The 26,295-nt window shown below is 58.7% G+C and carries 12 protein-coding genes; 5 read left to right on the top strand and 7 right to left on the bottom strand.

Annotation, left to right across the window (positions count from 1 at the left end):
* Nucleotides 1-2: 2 nt before the first annotated feature.
* The 3 genes from NA78x_RS27745 to NA78x_RS27735 form a co-directional block, all read right to left on the bottom strand.
* Nucleotides 3-1,142, bottom strand: a complete 1,140-nt coding sequence (locus tag NA78x_RS27745) for a type IV pilus twitching motility protein PilT (protein ID WP_425615621.1) — start codon at nucleotides 1,140-1,142, stop codon at nucleotides 3-5.
* Nucleotides 1,143-1,201: 59 nt separating this feature from the next.
* The gene (locus NA78x_RS27740; RefSeq protein WP_425615620.1) at nucleotides 1,202-1,639 is read right to left on the bottom strand and encodes a hypothetical protein; all 438 of its coding nucleotides are present in this window, start codon (nucleotides 1,637-1,639) and stop codon (nucleotides 1,202-1,204) included.
* A 160-nt stretch (nucleotides 1,640-1,799) separates the two neighbouring features.
* Complete coding sequence (locus NA78x_RS27735) at nucleotides 1,800-3,524, bottom strand: GspE/PulE family protein (RefSeq protein WP_425615619.1); 1,725 nt, start codon at nucleotides 3,522-3,524, stop codon at nucleotides 1,800-1,802.
* Between the two features lie 531 nt (nucleotides 3,525-4,055).
* Between NA78x_RS27735 and NA78x_RS27730 the strand changes: the two genes are divergently transcribed.
* The 5 genes from NA78x_RS27730 (at nucleotide 4,056) to NA78x_RS27710 (ending at nucleotide 10,524) form a co-directional block, all read left to right on the top strand.
* Nucleotides 4,056-5,159 (top strand): hypothetical protein, encoded by a 1,104-nt coding sequence (locus NA78x_RS27730; RefSeq protein WP_425615618.1) that lies wholly within the window; start codon nucleotides 4,056-4,058, stop codon nucleotides 5,157-5,159.
* The gene (locus NA78x_RS27725) at nucleotides 5,156-5,596 is read left to right on the top strand and encodes a hypothetical protein (RefSeq protein ID WP_425615617.1); all 441 of its coding nucleotides are present in this window, start codon (nucleotides 5,156-5,158) and stop codon (nucleotides 5,594-5,596) included. The genes NA78x_RS27730 and NA78x_RS27725 overlap by 4 nt, the downstream gene beginning before the upstream one ends.
* Before the next feature lie 21 nt (nucleotides 5,597-5,617).
* Nucleotides 5,618-6,211, top strand: a complete 594-nt coding sequence (locus tag NA78x_RS27720) for a hypothetical protein (protein ID WP_425615616.1) — start codon at nucleotides 5,618-5,620, stop codon at nucleotides 6,209-6,211.
* A 163-nt stretch (nucleotides 6,212-6,374) separates the two neighbouring features.
* A complete protein-coding gene (locus NA78x_RS27715; RefSeq protein ID WP_425615615.1) occupies nucleotides 6,375-8,687 on the top strand; it encodes a G8 domain-containing protein in 2,313 nt (770 codons plus the stop codon).
* A gap of 313 nt (nucleotides 8,688-9,000) precedes the next feature.
* A complete protein-coding gene (locus NA78x_RS27710) occupies nucleotides 9,001-10,524 on the top strand; it encodes a dicarboxylate/amino acid:cation symporter (protein ID WP_425615614.1) in 1,524 nt (507 codons plus the stop codon).
* Nucleotides 10,525-10,991: 467 nt separating this feature from the next.
* Here the strand turns inward: NA78x_RS27710 and NA78x_RS27705 are convergent, their stop codons facing one another.
* The 4 genes from NA78x_RS27705 to rho all read right to left on the bottom strand — a co-directional run bounded on the left by NA78x_RS27705 (nucleotide 10,992) and on the right by rho (nucleotide 25,636).
* Nucleotides 10,992-19,313, bottom strand: coding sequence for a hypothetical protein (locus NA78x_RS27705; RefSeq protein WP_425615613.1), 8,322 nt, complete (start codon nucleotides 19,311-19,313; stop codon nucleotides 10,992-10,994).
* On the bottom strand, nucleotides 19,306-22,893 hold the full coding sequence (locus NA78x_RS27700) for a hypothetical protein (protein WP_425615612.1): 3,588 nt from the start codon (nucleotides 22,891-22,893) through the stop codon (nucleotides 19,306-19,308). The genes NA78x_RS27705 and NA78x_RS27700 overlap by 8 nt, the downstream gene beginning before the upstream one ends.
* Before the next feature lie 265 nt (nucleotides 22,894-23,158).
* Entirely contained in the window at nucleotides 23,159-24,040 is an 882-nt protein-coding gene (locus NA78x_RS27695; protein WP_425615611.1) for an SMP-30/gluconolactonase/LRE family protein, read from the bottom strand.
* Nucleotides 24,041-24,136: 96 nt separating this feature from the next.
* Nucleotides 24,137-25,636, bottom strand: a complete 1,500-nt coding sequence (gene rho, locus NA78x_RS27690; RefSeq protein ID WP_425615610.1) for a transcription termination factor Rho — start codon at nucleotides 25,634-25,636, stop codon at nucleotides 24,137-24,139.
* Nucleotides 25,637-26,295: the final 659 nt, after the last annotated feature.

Raw genomic sequence — 26,295 nt, 5'->3', positions numbered from 1 at the left:
AACTAATGTCCGCCACCGCGCGGTGCGGCATTCAAATCGGGGCCTGCCTGTTGTGTGGGGTCGTCCATGATGCCGCGCTGGGCATTGTGAATGCGCTTGGCCAGTTCATCCTGGTTCTGCGCTTTCGTCAGCACGTCTTCGAGCGTGACCTTTTGTTCCATCCACAGACGGAACAAGTGGTCGTCCATCAGCTGCATTCCGAACTTGGTGCCGGTTTGAATGGCACTGTTGATGCGGAACGTCTTGTTTTCACGAATCAGGTTCGCGATGCCCGGCGTAACGACCAGAATCTCATAGGCCGCACAACGACCGCCGCCGATCTTGGGCAGCAGCGTTTGAGCCACCACGCCAATCACCGAAGTTGAAAGCTGAGTGCGGATCTGGTCCTGCAAGTTGCCGGGGAAGGCGTCGATGATACGGTTGATCGTGCCTTGAGCGCTGTTGGTGTGCAGGGTGCCGAACACCACGTGGCCCGTTTCGGCGGCGGAAATGGCCGCTTCGATGGTTTCCAAGTCGCGCATTTCGCCGACGAGGATCACGTCCGGGTCTTGTCGCAGAGCGCGGCGAATCGCTTCCGAGAAGCTCGGCACATCGACGCCGATTTCGCGCTGGTTGACCGTCGACTTCTTGTGATAGTGATAAAACTCGATCGGGTCTTCGATCGTAATGATGTGATGGTCAACCGTCTCGTTGATATAGTTGACCAGGCTGGCGAGAGTCGTGCTCTTGCCGGAACCGGTCGGGCCCGTGACTAGGAACAGACCGCGGGGACGCATCACCAGTTTCACGCAGACGTCGGGCAACCCCAACTGTTGTGGGGTGAGCATGTTGTTCGGGATCTGCCGCAGCACCATCGAGACGTGGCCACGCTGCTTGAAGATCGAGACGCGAAAGCGGGCCAGATCGCCGAAGGCAAAACCAAAGTCGGCGCTTCCTCGTTCCTGCAACTCGCGTTGGCAGCGCTCGGGGGCGATGCTCTTCATTAGTGCGACGGAGTCTTCGGGCTCCAGCACCTTGGTTTCCAGTTTGCGCATGCGGCCGTGCAGACGAAATACCGGAGGCTGCCCAGTGACGATGTGAATATCACTCGCCCCCTGCTTGATGGCCGCCTGCAACAACTTGTCGATCAGAATGGATGCCATACGAATCCTTTACCGGTGCGTGCAGCGCGCGAACTCTGCGCGAGGCACTCAGCCGCATTTCATCCGAGGTGTATGTTTAAAAGTGTGGGAGCGAAAAGAAGATTTCGCTCCGCCTCTTGCAAATCGTCTTTCAAACTCGAAGTGCCGCCGCCGATTTCGCGCTGGGTAAGAACCCTTGGTAAAGACCCGCCTGCGCTAGATCGATTGCCGCCGTCCCGGCGAGCGTTCGAGTTGTCTGTTGCTGCGTGATTGACGACAGGAGTCTGTCCAATCCGTTTGTGTCTGGTTTTTGTGCCTGGCTGATGAGTAGAGTCTGTTCCGAGCAGACGCTTGATTATCACTGCCCGGCGCAGGTGCGACAACTTTTGTCGCGAAAAAACATCAATTGCCTGTGAAAACTGCTTGAACACGATTTGGGAAGGATCTGGACCGTTGGAGTTCACTGGCTGGGCGAACATCAGCCCGACGGTCGCTGGCAGCTCGTTCTCAGGGGTCATCAGTTCCTATTCGCCGGCAGTCGCTACGGGCGATCCGCGATAATCACCAGCTGCCGACTTTCACTTCGCCGACTCGGTGCTCCTCGCGCTCGATTGAGCCGGCCGGCAAAGTTTGGTCAATCAAAATTCGCGAGCAAATTGATACGCTTGCGAACCGTCTCTACTCGATCACGTCCTGCTCGGTCCGCTTGGCGTTGCGATATACCTCTTCAAGAGTGGTTATACCCTTCAATGTCTTGTGAATACCGTCTACATAGAGGGTGCTCATGCCCTGCGTCATGGCAACCTTGCGGATCTCGGTGGACGAGACGTTCTTGAAAATCAGCTCCCGAATCTTCGAGGTGATCATCATCAGCTCGAAGATTCCTTGCCGGCCGCGATAGCCACTCTTGTTGCAATGTCCGCAGCCTTTTCCCTTCATGAAAGTCGCTCTCTCCGCGACCTTCAGAGGAATCCCGGCATCCGTCAAAATCGATTCGGGGATCTGAATTGGGTGCTTGCACTTCGAGCAATTCAGCCGCACCAGACGCTGGGCAAGCACCGCTACCACCGAGCTTGCCACGAGATAAGACGGCACATGCATATCGACCATGCGCGTCACGGCGCTGGGCGCATCGTTCGTGTGTAGCGTACTAAAAACCAAGTGTCCAGTTAAAGATGCTTGGATACCCATCTGAGCCGTCTCTTCGTCGCGCATTTCGCCCACGAGGATCACGTTCGGGGCTTGCCGCAACATCGCGCGGATAATGCGAGAGAAGTCGAGCCCGATGTTGTGCTTCACCTCGACTTGGTTGATTCCAGGCAGGTAGTACTCCACCGGATCTTCGGCGGTGATGATCTTCTTGTCCGGCCGGTTCATCGAGTTGAGCGCGGCGTAGAGTGTTGTCGTCTTCCCCGAACCGGTGGGTCCCGTGACGAGCACAATCCCATTCGGTCGCTTCAGCAGCGTCTGGAATTTGGTGAAGTCGTTCTCCGAAAGGCCCAGCTGACGAACACCGACCTTGATATTGTCCTTGTTGAGAATCCGCATGACCGCTGACTGGCCATGTGCGGTGGGAATGATACTGACGCGAAGGTCCAGATCCTTATCGCCGACGGTCACCTTGATCCGCCCGTCCTGGGGGCGGCGACGTTCGGCGATGTCCATCTTTCCCAGAATCTTGATGCGGCTGATGATCGCCGCTAGCAGACGGCGAGGTGGGCTATCGCGTTTGTGTAAAATGCCATCGATGCGATAGCGAATTCGCACGACGGATTCAAACGGTTCGACGTGAATGTCGGACGCCCGGAGTTGAACGGCTTCCGAGATCATCAGATTGACCATCTTGACGACCGGTGCGCTGTTCTCATCAACGATTTCCTGGGCACTGGAGACGGCTGCCCCCTCCGTTTCCGTGAAGTCGATGGCCGTATCGGTGAACTCTTGAAGCACCGAGTCCGCCGATTCACCTTCGATCTGGCTGTAGTACTTATTGATCGCTTCGAGAATCTTGTCGCGCGGGGCGAGGGCGATCTCGATCTTGCGATTCAAGATAAATCGCAGCTTTTCGATGGTGTCGATGTCGTAAGGGTCGCTGACGATTACCTTTAGGGCGTCGTCGACCTCCGAGTGAGGCAGGATCGCGTTTTCGCGGGCTACCGATTCCGGCACGAGTTCGATGATATGCTCGGGAATCGTCGTTTCACTCAGATCGATGTAGGCCCGTCCGTGCTCCTCGGCCACGGCCTTCATGACGTCTTCGCCGGTGGCATAGCCAAGTTTGATGAGTGTGTCGGCGACGTTGGACCGCGAGTCTTTCGAAACCTGTTTGGCCTCGTTGAGTTGGTCCTGGCTGATAATCCGCCGGCGGAGCAGAATTTCGGTGAAGTCTCCCTTACGAGCCACGATGCAATTCTCCAGTCCGGGGATGTGATGTCCGTTTTCGTCGCTTCGCCGAATAAGCGAAGCGGCAGCATGACCCCTTGCCTATCGTCGCCAGCAGGATTGCCGCGACGACCCACCGGGGGTGCTTCGCTCAGTGTTTTCAGCGCGTGACAGCGGAGCCCGCAAGCTCTCGCCTGGCGTCAGTTTGAAGATGAGAGTGGGCAAACTGACGTCTGTTCCGGAGGCAAGGTACATGGAAATGCAACTTGCCGACTCTCATTCTGTGCCGCTGCCTTTGCCATTGTCAATTCGCAGCAAATTCGGAACAAGCAAAATTTGCTGATTTTGTGGTCTGGAAACCGTAAATCCGGCCGCTGCAGGTATTGGAGCCGGAAAGAGCAGAGACCTATAATCGAACGGATCGCTAGGCGATTGCCTCGACGAACCTGCGCGTTCGGGCACTTTTCGTTACCATTACCATCACTGCAATCGTCACGCTGTTCCGTCTTTCGTAGCGCGCGGCTGTCTGCCTTCTCCTCCCCGGAGCCCCCTGTGGCCCGACTGTTTCGCTTCCTGGAAAAGAAACGCGGCAAACGCCGGACCGGCTCGAACATGGCCGGCACCGTCGGCGAAGTGCTTTTTTTCGGCGCCCTGTTTTTGCTGGGCATGGGAGCATTGTCGACGCTGATCGGGCCGCACGACCCTTCCGCCTACAAATGGGGCGCGGGACGCTGGCTGATGATCCTCGTTTCGTCCAGCTTTGCGATCCTCGGCGGCGCTGGCTTGATTTGGACGGCGCTGCGGGTTGGCATCTCGATCGAACGGCGTTCTGTGATGGCACGAACCGCCACCGAGCTCGACCCCCTCAGCGAAACGCTGCAAACTCCCACCGTCTATCCGACGTTGCCCGAACTGGAAGGGTTAATCAATAGTCCAGGAGTAGAACTGAGCTATCGCTTGCCGCAAACTGAGTCTGCCGGATGGAGGCTGTTGGCATCGACCCTGTTCGCGCTCATTTGGAACGCCGTTGCTTGCGTGATTACCGTTTGGGCGATCCGCGGACATCTCGCGGGAGACGGCGACTGGCTCTTCACGCTGTTTTTGATTCCCTTCATCGCCATTGGTGGCTGGTCGGTCTATTACTTGTTGCGCTTAATCGTGGTGCACACGGGCATGGGGCCCACCACGGTCGAAGTTTCCGATCTGCCTTTGCATGCCGGCCGCGAGTATCGGGTGGCCGTTTGGCAGCAGGGACATATCCGGGTTTTTTCGTTCGAGGTTTGCCTGGTTTGTGAAGAAGAGGCGACGTACCACCAAGGGACCGACTGCCGCACCGAGGTGCGCGAAGTGTTTCGTCAGGTAGTGTTCCAGCACGGTGAGTTCCTCATTGAGCCTGTGCAGCCCTTTCAGTGTTCGTTTCTGCTTCCTATTCCCGCCGATGCGATGCACTCGTTTCAGGGTGCGCATAACAGCGTGCAGTGGCGCCTCGTGGTGCGCGGTTCGGCCGATGGTTGGCCAGAGTTTCGCCGCGCGTTCCCGCTGGTGGTGTATCCCGGCATCGCAACTTCGCAGGTGCAGGTTGGTTCGCAACAGGCCCGACAAGCAATGCTTCCGCCCGCTCCAGTGGCCACGATCGGCCTGGGAGTGCGGGCATGAAAGGATCGAGCCTCTCCGAAGAACCTTTGCTGAGCATTTGTCTCGGCGGCAGTCGCAAGCACTACTCCGCTGGCGAAGAACTGACCGTGGAGTATCAGGTTGATGCGGTGGATCTCGCTGAGATTCAGGCCGTCGAAGCATCGGTGCTATGGATCACGGAAGGTAAGGGCGAAGAAGATATGGGCGTCCATTTCTTCGAGCGTCGCTTGCCAGCCGATGCTGACGAAGGTGACTTGCGCCCACTGCGTCGCTTTCATGTGATGCTGCCCAACAGCCCGCTCAGCTATGAGGGTGCCATCATGCGCATCCGCTGGCTAGTGCGGCTGCGACTGTTTGTGCGCCGGGGCAGAGAGTTTGTCCTCGAACATCCGTTTACGCTCGGCAGCGTGCCCGCCGCGCCTGTCCCTCCACCGAGTGAAGACGCCGACGAAGATTAGTCATGGGGCAGCGTACGGTAAATGACTAGCGAAAGTGCCGGGAGCAATCCGTTTGCGACGAAGTTCATTCGTCCGGGCGCGATTCCCTATCTGTTTCCCCGCGACGTCACGGCGGACTCAATCGTTGCCCAGCTCCAAGCTCAGCAATGGCAAGGGTCGATCATCGGCCCGCACGGGAGCGGTAAGTCTTCTTTGCTGGCGGCGCTTGCGCCCCGCTTGGAAGCACAGGGACGAGTGGTTGTTCAGCAGCAACTGCACGGCGGTCAGCGAGCCCTCGATTGGCAGCCGCTGAAGCACCGCGAATGGACCAATCGCACGCTGGTCGTGATTGACGGCTACGAGCAACTGAGCTCGTGGCAGCGTCTGCTGCTCAAGTGGCGGTGCTGCTTACGCGGCGCGGGATTGCTCGTCACGGCCCATCAGCCTGTCGGCCTGCCGGTGATCTTCACGACCAAACCGTCGCTGGAATTGGCTCTCGGCATTGTGCAGCAGTTGCTGCCAGAGAGCGACGATCGCATCACGCCCGCCGATGTTGCCCAGGCGTACACCACGCACCAGGGCGACCTACGCGAGATGCTGCTCCGCCTGTACGACGTCTTTCGAGCCCGCGACTAAGACCGAATTTTGGCGAAGAATTCTCTGGGTAGTCGCTGGCCACTCGCTTTACAATTCGAGCGACCTTCCTGTTTGTCCGCTGCACTGACGACCGCCATCGTCCATCAGCGCCCACCTTTCTCCAAGGCCGCCAAGCCTTGCCGACCAATGAGGGAGTCCTTCGATGCTACGGCGTATTTGTCTCGCGAGTCTTTGTTCGTTCGCTATTTCCGCTTTCTGTCTCTCGGTAGTCACGGCCGCCGATGTGCCCGTGATTCAATCGGTCGCCACGGGCAATTGGTCCGCGGCAGCAACTTGGAAGGGCGGCAAGGTTCCCGGCTCGAATGTCAAAGTGCAGATCCTGCCCGGTCACACGGTGACCTATGACATCAAGGCAGCAGACGACTTGGTGATTCGCTCGGTCCACATTGCCGGTACGCTACGGTTTGATCCGGCTAAGAAGACGCGCTTGAATGTTGGCCTCATCAAAATCCAAGACAGCGACGACACCGAAGAGGAAGGCTTTGATTGCGAAGGGCATGTCTCGGAACCCGAGCCGGGCAAGGCTCGGCCGGCCTTGCTCGTCGGCACACCGGCAGAGCCAATTGCCACCAACGCCCACGCTTTGATTCGACTGACCATGGTCGAAGGTCTCAATAAAGAATCGTGCCCGGCGATTGTCTGCTGCGGCGGTCGCATGGATTTTCATGGCCAGCCGATGAGCCGCACCTGGGTCAAACTCGGTGAGACCGCTGCCAAAGGTGCCACGCAAGTCACCCTGGCCGAGCCCGTCTCGGGCTGGCGCGTGGGCGATCGACTCATTCTGACGCCGACGCAAAATGACTACGGCAACGAACCAGTCACCGAGCAGCGAGTCATCACTGCCATCGACGGAACGACCGTCAAGTTTGCCGAAGCTCTGGAGCACAAGCATCTGGGCGAGGGAGAAACTCGCGGCGAAGTCGGCAACCTCAGCCGCAATGTCATTGTCGAGTCGGCTGATCCCGCCGGCGAACGTGGCCACACCATGTATCACCGCTTCTCCCAGGGAAGCATCAGCTACGCAGAGTTTCGCCACTTGGGAAAGAAGAATGTCCTGGGCCGCTACGCATTGCATTTTCATCTCATCGGCAACACGATGCGTGGCAGCTACGTGCAAGGCGCGTCGATCTGGGACAGCCATAATCGCTGGCTGACGATTCACGGTACCAACTACCTGGTCGTTCGCGACAACGTCGGCTTCGGCAGTGTGGGGCATGGCTACTTTTTTGAAGACGGCACCGAAGTCTTCAACGTGCTCGATCGCAACCTGGCGGTCGGTGCCGTCGCGGGCAAGCGACTGCCGAAGCAAGTGCTCCCCTTCGATCAAAATGAAGGAGCCGGTTTCTGGTGGGCCAACAGCCTCAATACGTTCACTCGCAATGTGGCCGCTGGTAACGATCGCTATGGCTTTCGCTACGAAGCCACCGAGTCTCGCTCACTCAAATTAAGCATGCCGGTGTTACAGCCCGATGGCAGCGAGAAGGTCGTCGATATCCGCACGTTGCCGTTTGTGCGATTCGAAGACAACGAAGTCCACAGCAATGCCGGTCTGTACGGCATCAACCTGGGCGAAGGCGTGAACCGTGTTGGTCCGGACGAGCGTCACCCGTTTGTGGTCCGCAACACGAAGATCTGGGACGTGCACTACGGCTTTCGTCCGCAAGTACCTTCGCTACTGATTGAGAACCTCTCGATCCAATCGCACTACGGCATCTATCATCCCAACTTCGATCGGCACGAGTACCGCAATCTGTCGATCAAGGCGACGAACACCGAGCCTTTCAATCGCGGCCACGACGACGACAGCGTGCAGCACGGCGTGGTGACCGTCGACGGCCTGACGTTCGACAGCATGCGTTCCGGAGGCATGCCGCTGATTCAGATCTCCGACGACAACCCGACGGGCAAGGCCGCTTCGCACTTTCGCGGTGTGAAGACGACCAACTGGAACGACAATTCCAAGTCTCGCGCCCTGGTGAATCTCGGCGGCGGTCCCCGTCCTGTACCCAAGACAGAAAAAGGCGTCCCAATCTACTTGCACGATCACTACGGCCCGGGTCGCCATGCGATGGTGGTCAGCACGCGCTCGCCCGAGTACAAGGCCGAGCCAGATTCGTTCCGGAAGGAACCGCCGCTCACAGGCAACGAGTCAGCAGTGAAAGAAGTATCAAATCTTCCCTTCCCGAAGGTACTCGACCCCGTCGACGACCTGCCGCCGGCCACCGTCATCACCCACGTCATCCGCCAGGACGGCAAGCTGATCGTCCGCGGCACCTGCAGCGACAACGGCGAAGTGAAGCAGGTGGTCGTGAATGGCGAGCCAGCGAAGTCAGCTGCTGCCAACTTCAGTGAATGGGAAGTGAGCCTTTCCGGCACCAGCACCAAGCTCGCCGCCCACGCCATCGACGCTGCCGGCAACCAGGAGAAGCTGACGCACGAGGTGCTGGCACCATAAGTCGCATGCACCGCTGGGGTCGGGAGTCTTTGGCGAGTAAGAACTCCGCAAATGGAGAGTCGCTGCTCGCCAAAGGCTCTCGAACCCAGCCTGTTTTGCCACCCCAAAAAAGAACCAACTTGTTCAACAATCGAGGCCATTGTTGAACAGACATTGCCACTCAAACCCGAGAGTTGCGCTATCTGCTGTTCAATAATTGACCCGATTGTTGAACGCCCCCCTTTTGCGGTTTTGCTCTCCCGTTATGTTCCGCCTGCCGAGCGCTTAAGATCTCTCTTGCTCAGTTGCCTCAGGCCAGCGGTGGAGAGAGCTCATGCAGAAGTCGGAACCAGCGGAAGAATCTTCGTCATTCGTCGGCAGGGCGATTCGCGTCTGGCAGTCCTATCCGCTGTACCTGCGAATTCTGGCGGGCGTGATTGCGGGGCTGATTGTCGGTCTCTTGCTCGCCCAAGTTGCTGGGGACGAACTGACCAAGCCGACCGACAAGCAATCCGTTCACAGTCATGCCGCTGGCCTGCTCTACGGTCTCGAGGTTCCCGCGAACCTGGTGCTGCGGATTCTCGGTGCGCTCGCTCCGCCGCTCATCTTGCTCGCCGTGATTCAAGCCCTCATGCATGCGAAGTTTCCGCCCGGCACGATTGGCCGGCTGGTCTCGCTGCTGCTCATCAATACCCTGGCGGCGATTCTCATCGGCCTGTTCGTGGCCAACACCTTGCAGCCTGGCAAGTGGAAGTTTGGGGCCAAGCAGCCGGCAGAAAACCAAGCTGCCCAAGCCGATGCTCCCGAGCAGCCAGCCGGCGAAAAGACCGCAGAAAAAAACGAAGAGAAACCCAAAGAGGAAAAAAAGGAAGTCGGCCCCAAGTTCTCGATGGAGCAGATTCTCGAGAACATTCCCCGCAGCATTCTGGGCCCGCTCAGCGATAACGGCAAAGCGATTTCCGTGATCATTCTAGCCGTTGCCCTGGGCCTCGCTTTGCGGCCGAACAAAAACGTGCCAATCACCAAGGTAGCTGACGTCGTCGATGTGATGTTCACGGTTCTCATCACCATGTTGCATTGGGTGATCGAGATCATTCCCTTCGCTGTGTTCTGCAAAGTGGCCAACCTCGTCGGTGTGAAGGGCTTCGCGCCGTTTGTCTCTTTGGGCGGCTTTGTTGTGGCGGTGCTCATCGCCCTGTCGTTGCAAATGATCTACTACCTGGTGCGGATCAAGTTCTTCTCGTGGTGCAATCCCTTCACGGTGGTGATGGGAATGCGCGATGCGCTGGTCATGGCGTTCTCGACCGGCAGTTCGACCGCCACCATGCCAGTCACCTACACCTGCCTGCGCGAGAAAGTGGGCCTCCGCGAACAATCGGCCAGCTTGGGTTCGCTGGTGGGCGCCAACTTCAACAACGACGGCACCGCTCTCTACGAAGCGATGTCGGCCCTCTTCATCGCGCAGCTGATCGGCGTCGAACTGGACTATTGGCATCAGTTCCTCGTGATTGTCACCAGCGTGATTGCCTCGGTCGGGGCGGCGGGCATTCCCGAAGCGGGGCTCGTCACCATGACGCTCGTCTTCACGGCCGTCGGGCTCGATATCAAGCACATTCCCATGCTGCTCGCCGTCGATTGGTTTCTCGATCGCTGCCGCACGGCCCTCAACGTGATGGGAGACGTCAACGTCAGCTGCCTGCTCGATGGCTACGAACGGGAAGTGCCGGGTGAAGTCGCGCCGGCAGCCGCATCGCCGCCCGAGATCGCCGCTGCACCAGAGCCAACGGCTTCGACGGTGGAGATCGTCAGCACTCCGAATGCCCCGGCGAATGGACCGGACGATACGGCGCAAAAGTAGGTCGCATCCGGCGGATGTGACCTACTGCGTAACTGGCCGCACCATCGTAAACGTCCAACAATCACCGCAGTTGTTGGACAGGCACCGGTTTTCGATTTTCGCCCGAAACCGCTGCCGCGTTAGCACTTGTGTTCGTTGAGTTGAATTTGCCATTCATCCTCTTTGTCCAACAACCGGGCCCATTGTTGGACACGCTCTTGTCAGCCTGACTTTAATCAACGAACGCAGCTGGACGCACCAAGAACGAAGCGATGCACCCGCGTCGGGGCCTTCGCTTCTAACCACCAAACTGTGAGAGAACGTACCGGCATTATTGCGGTATAGTGACTTGTTGTCAATGATGTCGTGTGCTAAATATTGTTAGTTGTTCGCGACATGTTGCTCCGTAGGTTGCATCAGCCCGGCGTGACCTGGGCCAGCAATGATGCTTTGTATCACAAACCAAAGTCACGTCCGGTGGCCATGACCTACGACACAGCTGCGGTGGCCGCGGCTCGGCGATCGAGCACGCGGCGAACGACCAGGACGGCTCCGGCGATCAGCAGGAACAGCCCGACAACCGGCAGGAACTTGAACAGCAGGCTGAGGAAGCCGACCAGCAACAGCAGAATGGCAAAGGCCATGGTGCCGGTCGCGCGGCGCAGGGGGAGTTGCCGGCAGATGCGGTAGACGACCACTCCCACCAGAATCACAGCCGCGAGAATGCCCAGGCTCGTCCAGCGACGAATCAGGTCCGACGACACAGGCTGAGCCGTGATCTCAATCGCCCCACGCGGCGTGGTGAAGAGAAATTCCTGGCTATCGACATTCGGCAGGTCGATATCGAGACTCGCCAGGCCAGTGCCCCGGCGAGTGCCAAAGGCGTCGACAACGAGCGTGTCGTTGAAATTCTGGATGCCAAGATTTATCCCACCCCCGCTGCCCATACCAAATCCGCCCGGTCCACCGGTGGGGCTGCTACCAGGACGACCGTTGGCAATGGCTGGATCAAAGCCTCCGAATTGCGGCTGCGCGTTCCCGGCGCCAGGCGCTTGAAAGGTCAGGTTTGGGACTTGCAACTGCTGCTGCGTTGCTGCCTGCTCTTGCACCTCTTGTTGCAACTTCTGTTGATAGCGATTCGCGTTGTCGCGCTGACGGAACTGTTCGTTGTTGTAGAACTTCTGGCCGTCCACTTGGCCAGCGCCCTGACGACCACCGCCGGAGCGATCGCCAGGCTGACCTTGGCCCGATTGGTTGGGCGCGTTGCCGTAACCGCGGGGGTCGGCGGTTCCACGACCCGCCAGACCGTTGCCCGAGAATCTGCCCAGGTTACTCATCAAATCGTTCGTGGGAGCCTTGTTCGCCCCGAAGTCTTGCAGTTCAACAGCCTGCGGTGCTGCATCGGCATCCTTGGTCGGCTGAGCAGCCACTTTGCCGACGCGAACGACACGTCCCTGTTGTTCGGCCGGGTTGGCGGTCGGTTTGCCGGGAGCTTTGCTCTGCGGAACATTCACCTCTTTCCCAGATTTGGAAGCGTCTTTTGCCAACCTCTCGGTTTCTTCTTGAATGATCCGCTCGTTGGCTGCTTCCGTATCGAGCTTGTTCCCCTTGAGGAACTGCGGGTTGTAAGCTAGTTCACCTCGCGTCTGGCCATTGTCGGGCTTGGCTTCGCCAGTCCTGGGCAACGAGCCATCGAAATTGTTCCCCAGTTGCTGAACGACGTTTTTGCTGCGAGCAACTTTCTTCGAGAGCCAAGCATCGTTCAAGCGGCCGCGATTGTCGTTGGTTTCGAGACCTTCCAACTGCGATTGCACCTGAGCCTGCGCATCTTGCTGGGCCGACTGCAATTCCGCGTAGTTGTGAATCGCCAGGCCTGACTGCTCGAGGTTATTCGCGCTGCGCGTGCTCGAATTGTATTGCCAGGTTTGCATCAGCCCCGACAGGTTCGCTTGCGCTCGCAACTGCGTGTTCAGGTCGTCGCTTTGCAATGCTTGCTTGGCTTCGGAGAGCTTCTTTTGAAAGTACGATTGAAAGCCTTCTTCGAGTTCCACTTCGCTGGCGACTTGCTTCATCGTGCCACCAAAGTGAGGCCATTGAAAAGTCTTCGGCAGCAGCAATTGCACCTGGCTCTGTTCGATGTTGATCGAACGAGTCCGGATCAGCGGAAAGTTGATCGTCCTCAGCGTTGCCAGTTTGCCGAGCGAGCCGCCGTACTTGATTTCCACTTCGTAATCGCCGCTGCCAGCGGGGGTCTTGATGAGCGGGATCCTCATTTCACCCTCGACCGGCGGCGTCTGCTCGACCGGTTTCACGGGCAGACCCTTGACCGTCGCGGTCCACAGGCGAGCATTGTTCGGCAGGACGATATCGAGGTATTGCTCGGTGCTGTTGCTCACTTGAAACTGCACGCGGGCGAGATAGCCGCCAGCTTCATCGACAATCAACTTGGTGCGGGCAAACTCGATGCGGGCCTTGGCCGTTTCGAGTTGCTGGTTCTGTTGCGTTTGAAAGGTGAGTGCTGGCTGGGCATCGCCAATGGCAAGATAGGCCTGCGTCACATGCGAATCGTCGCCCAGCATCCGCACAACATCTTGCCACGCTTGTTGCTGGCGCGAGAGGGGTTCGAGTGCCGTGCTTTTTACTTCCACCACTTCGTCGCGGCCGGCATTTTCGATGACCACGAGTCGCTGCGACGTCGTGCCGGTAAGCGATTGCGGAATGGCGACGTCCTGCGGCTTGTCGGTAAGTAAGCGATCGTGCTCGATGATCACGCCGAGACGATCGGTCACGTCTTCTTGCAGCATCAGCTTCACCAGACTCCAGCCCGGCATCGGCTGGCCGTTTTGAGTGGCCGGTTCGATGGTTTTTCGCTGCAGCAGGCTTTCTTCCTGCGGAATCCGAATGCGGGCAGTCTTCAGCGAATCGGGGAGCAGAAACTGCAACTGGTGGATCCCCGCTTCGGCGATGTAATAGTCGAGTAGCAAGGTTTCTTCGATGGCCCGGCGCGTGACCTTCACATTGCTGATGGTCCGCACGTTCACGCGGGCCAGCTTACGCCGCAGCTTGAGCAGAGCGGAGTAATCGGGCACGCGATAGTTGAACACCACGCGGGCCTTGGCATATTGGTCGCTCTTCAGCCAGCTTTGCGTTTGCTGCAACAAACCGGCCTCGGCGTTCTTCAGATCGGTGACGGTTACGTCCGTATCGGGGTCCGAGAGCACCACCACTTCTCCCTGCTGGCGTTCGACACCCAGCACGCTGATCATCGGCGCTGCAACCTCTTCGAACTTGGCGCGGGGACCAAAGCGACCGATGATCGTCAGGGTGAAATCACCTTCGCGGCCATCGAGCAAATGGACGCTCAGTTTTTTGCGCCCGCTGGCCACATCGGGCGTGACGGACCAGAGGAAGTTGTCGGGCTGGAGTTGATCGAGTTCGAAGCCAACCGGCAGCAGCACGTCGGCCTGATAGAGAGGCTGGCCTTGCGGCCGAAAGCGAATGCTCGACTCGAGCGTCGCCTCGCGTTCGGCGACGCGCATGATGGTGCGAACTTCCGCCGAAGTGGTGCTGGCCGTTTCGCTCGCATTCAAACGCAACTGATACTTGTCGCCGGCACCGGACGCGACAAACCGATAGACCTGATAGGGACGCAGATTCAAGATCGACGGATCGTCGACATCGGCCGCTTGCATGGTGCGAGCCAGGTTGGAATCGCTATCGGCGCGGACCAGCCCCTTGGCGAGTTCCGTGCGAAGTTCCAAACGCGGACTGCGACGGACCATCAGCTCTCCCTGCTGCAGTGCGGCACCGCTTACGAACACAGCGGGGGCATCAAAGTTCGCGAACTCGCCGGTGCCAATGCGGCCGCGTTTCGAAAGGACCAGCGTAATCTTTTCGCTGCCGGTTGCCGCTTTGAGGAGCGTGACTTCGACTAACTGCCGCGCGGCGTCGGGCTTCACTTGCCAGCCTCGTAGGTTCTCGCTGAGTACTTGTTCGATGGAGTAGTCGAGCGGCAACGAGAACTCGAATTGATCGCGCGTGCCACGTCCGAAGCTGAGTTCCGCCACCCAGGTCAGCCGCAGCGCGTCTTCGCGCACATCCAGCACGCCGGTTCCTTTGCTCGTCAAGCTTTGGTCGATCTGGCCAATGGCTACTTTTGGCCGCCACTGTAGATCGAGCCGGCCATTGGCCGTGCCACTCAGCGTAGTCTCGATCTTCTCGTTGGCCTCTTTGGTATCGAAGCTCCCTTTGTCGAACGTATTGCTGATGCGAACTTCGGTGCCCGCTTCAGGCACGGTGAGCGCTAGTTTCGCTGAACCGCCCAAGGGCAAGGCCGCAGCCACTTGTCGCCAACCACCGCGGCGCGTGAGTCCCAGGCGGAACGAGATGTCTGCCGTTTTGCGACCCGCACCATCGGCGTGCAGCACCATCACAGCACCGCCGCCAGGAATGGGCGCAGCCGCTTGCTGAACGGCCTGCTGCGCTGGCGGGTTCATATCCTTCGGTTCGATCACTTGCAGGCGAGCAGGGCGGCCATCGAGCGTGGCCTTCACCAACACGCCACCGGAAAATGGCAGCGGAATGGCAACGGGCTTGTCGCTGAGCACATCAATCGTCAGCTTGACTGTGACCAGCAGTTCGTCAGTTGCTTCGAGCGTGGCTTGATAATCGGCTGCGACTACCACAAACCCCACGGGCGCGGGCTTCGTGTCCTTCATCTTTTCTGGATGAGCCCGATTCCACAGTTCGATGAACTTGGCGTAGGGAATGAGCACTTTCTTGGCATCGGCGAGGCCCGATTCCGAGTTGGCATCGTAGGGGACGATCACCGCGTCGTTCGGAATGGCGACGGGACCACCGGGATCGAGAATCGGCAGCAGATCTTTGATATCGACCAGCTTGGCGTTCTCGGGTAGTGGCTGCGCCGATGCCGATTGGCCTGCGGCGAAGAAGAGCACCGCGAGCATGAGCGGCGTGATGATGGTGCCGGTCGGTGTGCTGCTGTTGAGCGGCACCGTGGTTGTCTCGGGACGGCAGCAATCAGCAGGCAAGCGCGCGAGGATCGCGCGCCAGCACGACAGGAACACCGACGCGAGCAAAAAGTAGGGAACCAGCGCGGACGCACCGAAAAAGGCATAGTCGAACAAGAGGCCGATATCGTCGAAGGCGCTGGTGAGCAGAACCGGCAGAGAACTGATCAGCAGCATGATAATGACGTAGGCGGCCTGTTGTTTGGCTGGCCGATGCGTGAGCGCGACACCGAGTAAAAAGACGAGCAGCCCAATGCCGACGGCGGCATACCAAATACGATTTGTGTCGACGAGCGTGGCGCGCAAATGCGGATTCACGCCCAAGCTGCGGAATTCGACCGTCGTGGACCCCGGTGGCACGTTGAACTCGATCGGGATGCTACTCACGCCTTCGAGTGCCGAGAAGATCTTCGCCTGCGCGACCATTTGCCCAAGCTGAGCCTCTTCACCTTCGCCCGGTTTGGGGGCCATGTCGTTGCGCGACGGCTGGTTCATCGCCACGGCTGGAGCGAACGGATCTGATGGCGTAGCCGGCGCAGGTGCCGGAGCTGTTTCCGCAGGCATCGCGGTCGGTGGCGGAACCATTTCAGGGAGAGGAGGAGTAGCCGTCGGTGCTGTTGGGCGGGGAGTGACAACATTGTCAACGACGGGCGCAGGAGGTTGAGGAGCAGCATCCATTTCCGACTTGGGCATTTCCATGGGGAGTGGAGCGTCGAGAGATCGCAGATCAGCCAGTTGCTTTTCGAGTCCTTCGCGACTGAAGTCTGCACTTAACGGGCGGACCGTCTCAGCTCGGCTCACCGCATCCGCCCATTTCGTGGTGGTGCCTCCAGCCAGTTCCACCGGGAATCGTTCACGTACACCTCCACTCAATCCATATAGCACCGCAGCAACTTGGAATGCTGCCAGTGGCCGACGCGGCTTGGCCGCTTCGACGGGCGACACGGTGCCGCTGCTACTGCGCAGTTCAAAGCCTTTCGGCAGGATGAGTTTCCATTGCAGATCGGCCTGGGGCACTTCGCGGGCCGCTTCGTCGCCACTGGTGCGCAGCAGCAACTTCGGGGCAAAGGCATCGACGGTGGTTGTGAGGTAAATGGGATTGCCTGTCGTTTCGTACACAATCTGCACGCGCCGCAGTTTCAAATCTTCGCGCGGCGGCAAGCTGACGAGCAGCGCGTTCTTTTCCTTCTGCGGCTTGGTGGGCTGACCATCGACGAGCATCGTCCACAGGACAGAATCTCCCGGAAGCGACACTTCCAGCATGGAGGCCTTGGTCGCCAGGTCGTAGCGAGCCACCGATTGCGTCAGGCCATTGGCCGAGACTTGAGTCAGCAGTTCTGCTCGTTGGACGATGGCGCTCGGCAGCGGATGTTGCTGGCGACGAACGACGTTGACCTTAATGTCGCCATCTTCACCCTGATAGCCATAAGCGCCGATGACGCGACGATCGCCAGTGCCGCTGGCCTGCTCGAGCAAGAAGCGGGCCTGATACAACTCGGCTTCATCCACGGTGCGATGGGCCGTGGTCGCTTGCACTTCGAGTTCTGGCGAACCTTCGAGCCAGGCGAATGCCGATTGAAACTCGACATCTTCCGCCTGAATGAGCGGCAGCGAAAAGGCTTTCAGCTCTCCTTCAGCGACGGGCAGGCGGAAGTCGACCGCCAGGCGAATTTCGCCGTCGGTTCGATCGGCTAATTGCACTGTCCAGCGCCGCCGATCACCTTCGTCCGTACTGCGAAATTCTTTCACCGCCCTGCCGTCGAGACCGCGAATGTTGATTTCTTTGGGCGTGGCAATGGGCAATGAGAAAGCCAGTTGCCGCGTGCGAGCTTCGCGGACCTGATAGACGATTTCGTAGTGAGCCTGCAGTGCATCTGGTAGCACGTGCAAAAATGAAAAGACTTCGGCAGCCAGCGAGGGTTGCTTGCGTTCGACCTGAAACTTGACGGCGAATGGACGCGACTCGAATCGATACGCAGCGGCCGTGATCACGCCGCCGAGGCCCGTGGCCGCTTTCTCATTTTCCAGCAGTGGGACGAGGCCCGTCAGATCTTGTGGTTGCACGGCCAGATCGTCGGCAGTTTGCACGGCGATGGCTCCGGTTTCGCGCGAGGCCCCTTCAATCACAAAATCCGGGAACGTGGCGACCTGGGGTTTGCCAGCGGCAAGCCAGCCGGGCGGATTACTCGTGGCGCGAACGACGATTTTGCCTCGGCCACCCGCGGGAATTCGCTGCGCCAGCTTCACGATCATCCGCGTACTGCCATCGGGCAGTTCGTAGCGTTCCAGATTCAAGGGCTGGTTATTATCGCCGAGAACTTCGTTCACGCGCCAACCAAGCGGCGCGCGCAAGCGAACTTGAAACAAATCTTCAGCCTGCGGCGAGACCACGAAGCCACCGAGCAACTCGTGCCCTTGATCGCTGAGTGACAGCAACAAGCTGGTTGCCACCACCAGGCCCGCTTCGGGCTTCGCGAAGTTAGCACTCAGGTCGTATTGCGTTGCGTCGATATACGCAGGGACATAGTACGTGGCCACGTGGCGCACGATGGGCGCGCCCCGTTCCGCGCGGAAGATACTCTCGGGCATGGCCTGGATGAGAATCGCGGCGTCGATGGGGAGCAGTTGCTTGGTCGTCAGCTCTTGCGGTTCGAGCAGGCTATCGACGAGCAGACCGACCACTGCGACTTCGCCAGCTACATCGAGCGGCTGCAAACGAGGCAGCTTCCATTTTTGCAAACTCGCCAGCCAATCCTGGCCCAACTCGGGGGAACGATTAGCCGAGATGGCGATGAGCGTGGGATCGGTAGTTGGTTCACTGAGGATGGCCTCGAGAATCTGCCGGCCTTTGTCATCGGGCTTCACTTCCCAGCGGGATAGCCGCTGCGAAGTAACACTGGTGACTTCAAAACCAGCGGGAACTACAAAGCGAAAGCGGTCGACAGGGTCGTGCAGAATCCGATGGGCGACGTTGACGTGCAAACGCTCGTAGCCAAGCGTGATTTCGTCGACTTGAATGGTGCGGGCCACGACCAATCGCTGTTCGCGCGCCTGCTTGTTGTTCAGCGACATCACAATCGACTGCGCGCCGCGACCGAGAATCAGATCGAGTTCGGTCCGATTGGCAGCTTCGTCGTATTTGCGGCTGACGACCGAGGCGCCACCTTTAATTTCGACATTGCCGGCCACCGACAAATTCAACGTCGCCGCTGGCGGCGTGGGCAGAGCGATTTGCAGCGTTTGCAAAGCGGCGGCAGCGGGAACGGCAGCGGTCAGCTGAAGTTCGAGTTCATGCTTGCCGATACCTTTGACGAACAGACGCAGTGGGCCGCGATCGGGGCGGCCGATCGAGGCAGGCTGGCCATCGAGCTTGGCACTCTCGACGCCCACATAGCCCAACTGCAGCGGCATGATCTGCCAGCCTTCGTGGAGCACCTCGAACTGAATCGTGCCGCTGATCTGGGCGCGGCCATCGTCGATTTTCGCCGTGTAGGCAGCTTGCAGCGGAACGAGATTCACCGGCCCTTGCTTGACGGCCTTTGCCTCGACGACTTTCAACAGGTCTTCGTACTCTTGCCGCGTGAGAAAGACTCGCTCTTTGTCATTTTCGAGAATCACCGGCAGATCTTCGAACGGAACGAAGATCTCGCGCAGCGGTTTATCGCCCGCAGCGGGCTTAGCCGGCGCTGGGGCATTGTTTTGCATCGCGGGCTGTGCGAGCGCCGTCGCTGCTAGTAACAACAGCGTCGATAGGGAGGAGAAGAACAGGTGCTTACTCATGACGCTCACCTCCTTCCGAGGTCGGCGGCACAGGTGGCGTCGCAGGAGTCGCTCCAGGCGTTTCGGGTGCTACTGCCACTGTTGTGTTGCCCGGCCCTCCCGGTCTAAAGGGAGAACTGCCATCTGCCGATGGTGGCGAAGTGGCCGCGGCAGCTGCCACGGCTGAAGCTGCCGCTGCGGAGCGAACTGGCCGAGTGGTAATCCAGTGGATCACTCCCGGCAACGACCACGCGAGGAAGCGAACGATCCACACCAGCAAGACCAGGCCAATCGCAGCCGCCAGAGTTTCGTTGATCACCGCGCGAGCCGTGGTAGGCATCAGGACCGCGACGAGCACAATGGCCACTACCAGTGCTGCGAGATACCAGAGTCGGTCTCCCACCGGCCGAGCCGTCAGCAGGATGCCGACGAGGGCAACGATCCCGAATAGCAGGAACTGCAGGAAGGTTTTGTTGAGCGTCACCAGGCCCAGCGTATCGTCCTTGCTGGGACGCAGGGCCGAAAAGAGATACAAGTTGCCATCGGTGCGGAAGTCGCGGCCGAGCGTATCGCAGCCGGCCACGCTGGCGCGAATCTGATTCAGCAGATGATCATCGGTGCTGGTCGCATGTTCGTTCGGCGGCCAGGCAGCACGATTCTCGGCGGTCCATGGTCCGGTCAAGCCAACCAGGCGCTGTTCCTCGGGCAAGTAAGCCGCCAGATAAATCTGCTGCACAGCCGTTTCGTCGTCGAGAAAAGTCGGCACCTGCAAACTGTTCGCGTTGCCGGTGTAGGTATAACGCAACTCGACAACGACGGGCGTATCGGGCGAATGACCCACGAGCGGAATGTAAAGATTCCCCTGTGTATCGCTCTCAAGATTTGCCGTCTGGCCATTGATTCGCAAAGGCTGCGTATCGAAGGCCTTCTTCAGGTCGATGCCGTCGGGCAACTTCACTTGAATACGCTGCTTGGCACTTCGCATGCGGTAGAGGGCCTGCACGGTCACTTCGCCGCTGCGAGTGGACACCATGCGGACGAGTCCCAACTCGACGCTGGTTTTCTTCACCGCTTCTAACTCGTACCGAGTAGCGAGCAGCGTGAGGGACCAGTCGTCGTGGAATTCAAACGCGCGAGCCGCATCGGGGACGCTCACCTTCAAGTCGACGCGGGGGTCGATGGGACGCAGGCCCGTCGCTTCACCATCGACGCCGATATCAATTGTCTCCGCACGTGTCGCGGCAATCTGTCCCCAAAAACGATCGACACCGACAGCCTTCAAAATCGGCAGGCGAATCTTCACGCCTTTGCCGGCGGCGAGTTCGGCGAGCTTTTCTTCCCAGGTGAACTTGGCGATTAAATTGCCGAGCAGTTCAGCTTCGCCGGCCAGTTCGAGCGCCGTATATCCAGGTGTGATCTCGGTGGGCTGAGGTTCCATCGCGCGGTCGCGAATGGCCGGCGTTTGATTGCGCAGTTCCTTCACGAGCGACGTGGGAACATCAAGTCGGAGCGACTTCACTCCGCTGTATTTCACGTCGTAGTTGAAGATCGATTCGTACTTCACCACCCCTTGCTCCACGCGGGCGATGAGTGTTTGCTGCACCTCGATGTAAGGCTTGCGCCGCTCGGCTTCGACTTTCAAACTGGCCGGTTCTTGCGTAAAGGCAAAGGCCAACAGTTCGCGCACCAGCGGGAAGCGTCCCGCGCGCAGCGATTCCATTCCTTGCACGGCTTCCGCAGGCGAAATGGGACGCAGACCAAGTTGCTCACTCGGATGGACGCTCAAACTCTCGGGCGTGTAGACGAGCAACCGGCCTTGCGAGCGGGCCGCACTCTGCGGATTCACTCGCATCACGGGAATCTCGAGCGCCGACTTCTTACCGGTCGGCGTCATCAGGTTTGGGTCTTCGACGCGCTTTTGTAGTTCGACTGTAAGCGCTACTTTGCCCAGCGCTTTGCGGGCAAGATTCACATTCAATCGCGACTTGCTCTTACGAGTTTCCTTTTGACCGTTGACGGTCACTTCCACATCACGCTCGGCCAGATGATGCGAATCGACTTGCACGGCAGCAGCACCCGCGATATCGCGACCCTGCACCTGGCGGACGTCATAACCCTCTGGCACATCCAGTTCGAGTTGGAACAGCCCGGCCCGTTGAATGTTGTAGATGGCCAGCAACGTGGCAGTTGTCTGTTGCGGTTCGAGGAATACCTCGGCCAGTTGGTCAACTTCCACCTGCGGCTTGACCGACTCGACGGTCAGCGTCAAATCGTAAGCGGCCCGCGAGTAGCGAAACGCATAAGCCCAGGTTTGACCGGCCAGCTGTTGCGGCAGTTCGGCAGCGTCGATCTGCAGCAGATCGAGGCGGCTGTCGATTTCGCTGCGGAGCGAATCGGCCAGGCGCACGACGAGCACACCTTGTTGGCGGCCGACATCAATCGCGCGAATCACCGGCACCTTCACTTGTTGGCGAGCCATTTCGGCCGGCATCTCTTTGTCGGCGATGATCTTTTCGAGTTCGATCACCAGATTCTGCGTACCGCGCGCAGGCTGGAAGAGATCGATGGTGATGATGCGACCGAGAGCATCGTTCTTTTGCGTCCAACCTTTGACGTTGTCGTCGAAGATACTAACGACGTCGTGATCGGCGGGTACAGCCACTTGTAACTTGCTCAGGTCGGCTCGCGAGATTTCGTACACGAGCGAGGCCCGTGTACGCACCACGCGTTCGTCGATAGTCACTTCCTGTCGCACTTGCACGGTGGCGAGCGCTGTGAGCCCGGCGGCACCTTCCGATTTGGGTGTCCAGTCAATTCGCACTTGTTCGGCGGCACCCACAAAGGCTTCGACGACGGTTTCTTTCTTCTCTTCCGCCTTGGCATCGCCCATTTCGGCGGAAGCTTCGGTGGCTGAGAGTTTGGGATGCACATTCACTTTCACGCCAGGCTGCGAGACGCGAATTTCCCAGCGATTGACTGGTGCTAGCGGAGCATCGAACTGCACCGTGTTAGCGCCAGGCGACTTGGTATACGCGCGGGCATAGACCAGTTTGAGTGTGAGTTGCTCGGGCTCTTTGCCCTTCTTTTCGAAGAGCAGGCGGTAGCCGCTGGCCGGGTCGTGCAGCAGGCGGGCCGGATTGTCGCCGAGTTTCGCCGAGCGAATGGCCGCGTCTTTCAAGCGGAGAGGAACTTCGTTCCAACCTTCGCGGAGCACTTCGAGTTTCAGGGTGGCTGTGACTTCGACCACATCGGCCTTGTCGTTGATGACAGCGATGCTGTCGATTTCGCTAATGAGAGCATCGATCGGCGGTTTAATCTCTTCGAGCTTCTTGGCGGTAGCCTGAGCAGCTTTCCACAGCTGCTGAAACTTGTCGTAAGGAATGAAGACGCCGCGGCCTTCTTTTTCGAACAGGCTGCGAAGCTTGGCGTACGGAATATAAATCGTCTGCTCACGCAGCGTCGTGGGTTTCCCATCTGCGGCGGCGATGTCGTCGGGCGTTGGTGCCGGCGGCATCGGTGCCTGGGCCAACGTGACGACGGTTAGCAGCTGGCAGCAGAGAAGTGCCGCGACGAACAGGCGGAGAGGAGAGAGAGACTTCATCAGATCTGTTCCTGAGTGGTGTCCAGGCACGCTGCGCGCGAGCGGCCTACAAGCCTACGCCAGCCGTCAGCGGTTGCTACCGCCACCGGTGCGTGCGAACTGCTGCTGTCGTTACAACTAGACCCGTGGGTTTCGTGAAAGGCCCACGCAGCGACCGCTCGCGCATCACTGGCGATATGTTAGACGATCCTAACCAGTGATTTGTTCTAAGAAGGTCGAATTGGTCGTAACGACTTTGTAAAAGACCCGTTCTAAAGAGTGCAGCTCAGTTGCGTTTTTGCCGCTGCCATTCCAGGCCTGGTTCATCGACGCGGAACTGAACCAGCCGCGTATGCTCGACTTCGGTAACGTAGACGGTGCGGCCGTCGGGGCCGCCAAAACACAAGTTGCTGGGCTGCTTTCCGAGCACATCAATCTCTTGCAGCACCTCACCTGCAGGCGAGAGTTTGACGACGGTTCCCTTGCCATAGCGAGTGATATACAGGTTCCCCTTCACATCGCAGCGCATGCCATCGAAGCCATGATCGTCGAACTGCTTGAGCAACTTCCTTTCGCCGAGCGTACCATCGGCTTGGATCGGAAATGACCACACACCCCGCTGTACGCTCTCGTTGACATACAGCGTTTTCCCGTCGGGACTGACATCAATGCCGTTGGTGGTTCCCAGGTCTTTCGCCAGCTGTGTGACTTCACCTTTCGTGGAAATTCGCCACAGCTGGCCCGTGTTCTTCGCCCAGGCAGGATCGCTGGCGAAGAGAGTGCCATCAGCGGCCATGGCCAGGTCGTTAGGCTGGTTCATCTTCGGTTCGTGGGCGAAGACGGTAATCTTCTTCGTCTGGGGATCGATCCGCAGCACGTTATGCCCGACGTAGTCGGCCACATACATCTGCCCGGCAGCATCGAAGCGAATGCCATTGCCAATGCTCCTGCCATCAAGCTTGACGAAGACCTCTCCCTTGCCGTCAGGCGCGATGCGGCCGATAGTTCCTTGCTCGGCGAAGTTCACCGCGTAGATGTTGCCCGCCGCATCGCAGGCTGGGCCTTCGATGCCCGCCGTGAACTCGCCCGGCTTGGTGAGCGCCGTTGCTTGAAACAGCTTCTCGTTGGGGTCGGCAGCGAGAATAGCAAGTACGAGGAGCAATGACATGAACCAACTCCCAAGGCAAATCCAGAAATGAGAATAGGGAATGCAGAATGTAACTCGTGCCGACTCATTCTGCGCTCTTCGTTCTACATTCTGCCTTTACTTCAAACTCACACTCATCAAAAACTCGGCGTTGGTTTTGGTCTTCGCCAGCTTGGTGACCAGCATTTCCATGGCGTCGGGCGGGTTCTGGTCGGCGAGCGCGCGGCGCATCATGCTGACGCGCTTGTGCTCGTCGGCATTCATCAAGATTTCTTCGCGGCGGGTGCCGCTCTTGTTGATATCAATGGCGGGCCAGATACGCTTGTCGACCAGCTTGCGGTCGAGATGAATTTCGAGATTGCCCGTTCCCTTGAACTCTTCGAAGATCACATCGTCCATCTTGCTGCCGGTATCGACGAGCGCCGTGGCCAGAATCGTGAGCGAGCCACCCTCTTCCACCTTACGGGCGGAACCGAAAAATCGCTTGGGTTGTTGCAACGCATTGGCATCGAGACCGCCGGTAAGCAGCTTGCCCGACTGCGGGCATTCGCTATTCCAGGCGCGAGCGAGACGGGTGATCGAATCGAGGAAGATGATTACATCGACTCCGCACTCGACGAGTCGCTTGGCTTTTTCGAGTACCATGTGCGCTACTTGCACGTGCCGGGAACTCGCTTCATCGAAGGTGCTGCTGACGACTTCGCAATTGCGGCCTTTCACTTGCCGCTCCATATCCGTGACTTCTTCCGGCCGCTCATCCACTAGCAGCATCATCACGTAGGCATCAGGGAAATTCTTCAGCGCGGCCTTGGCCATTTTCTGCATCAAGATTGTCTTGCCCGCGCGCGGCGGGCTGACGATCAAGCCGCGCTGACCAAAGCCAATCGGCGTGACCAGGTCGATGACGCGCGTGCAGACATCTTCTGGGTCGTGCTCCATGACAATTCGTGTGTCTGGATGGAGCGGCGTGAGATCGTCGAATGTCACGCGGCCGGAAGCCAGGCTCGGATCTTGAAAATTGATCGCTTCCACCCGCAGCAGGGCGAAGTAGCGCTCGTTTTCTTTGGGCGGGCGAATCTGCCCGGCGACGGTAGAGCCCGTCTTTAGACCAAAGCGGCGAATCTGGCTCGGCGATACGTAGATATCGTCGGGGCATGATAGGTAGTGATAGTCGGGACTGCGGAGAAAGCCAAAACCGTCGGGCAGAATCTCAAGCGTCCCTTCGCCGTACATCAAGCCGCTTTGTTTGACTCGTTCTTTAAGGATGCGAAAGATCAAGTCTTGGCGGCGAACGCCGGCGACCTCTTCTAGCTTTTCTTTGCGAGCTTCTTCCATCAGCTCGCCCATGGTCAGCTTTTGCAAATCGGCGATTTGAAAGCCACTCTTCTTCAGCTCTTCGTACCGCTCTTCGGTGCCCGCTTCTTCGCGGTGATGGGCCATCAAGTCGGCCAGCTCTTCGGCCAGCGATAGCGGCTCACCCTCTTGCTCGATCTCGCGCAAGCGTTGCACGTGCTTGGGCAAATTGGGATTCGGTGGATTCGTGTTGCCGTTGTCGCTGGCGGGACGCGCTGAGCGGGAATCTCGATCGCCGCGGCGAAAGTTCTTGAACGTAGCCATACTGGAGCTCCTGATGAGCTAAGCGGAGACGGTGCTTGTTGCGCGCGAACGGCGCTGGGGCGGGATGCGAATCGATCCTTGTGAATGCCACAGGGGACTGCCAACCGGAATGAACACCCGGCGGCGGGCTCTGGCATCCTGTTCTGCAAACTGGTCGCAGGCAGCGGGGAAAGGAGCCTGCGTTGTTCCGAAAACGTGATAAGGCTGGGCGGGAGCAATAGGCCGAAAGGCACGGGCGTAGGATAAGGACGCCCGCACGACAAAACCAGCACTACGGTTCCGCCGCTTCAGCAAAGGCGGACCACAACATTATGTTCCCTGGCCGAAGCCGGGGAAAGGGCTGAAAGGAAAAATGTGAATAACTGCTATCAACGACCCGGCTGTTCGGAGCGTTCCCGGCTGGCAGTCGACGTTTCCTGTCACTCGACACTTGGCGTTTTACAGGGCAGTTGATCGATCAATCTTCAGTCATGGGTACCTCTGGGTTGTCTGTCTTTCGGCTCTGTTTTGATAACCTTTTGCGCGAAAAAATTGGATTTTGTCATCGCCCGAAAGCCTTGTCGTGTCAGCGTTTCCATGAAATATAACCGCGAATCGCACGTTTTTCTGATAACCGTCTGATAACCACTTTTCGAAGCAGCGTTTTGCATAAGCGACTG

It is taken from the genome of Anatilimnocola aquadivae (assembly GCF_049819085.1).
Taxonomy (GTDB): domain Bacteria; phylum Planctomycetota; class Planctomycetia; order Pirellulales; family Pirellulaceae; genus Anatilimnocola.
Note: the sequence above shows the minus strand (reverse complement) of the source record. Positions and strands in the feature narration are given on the sequence as shown.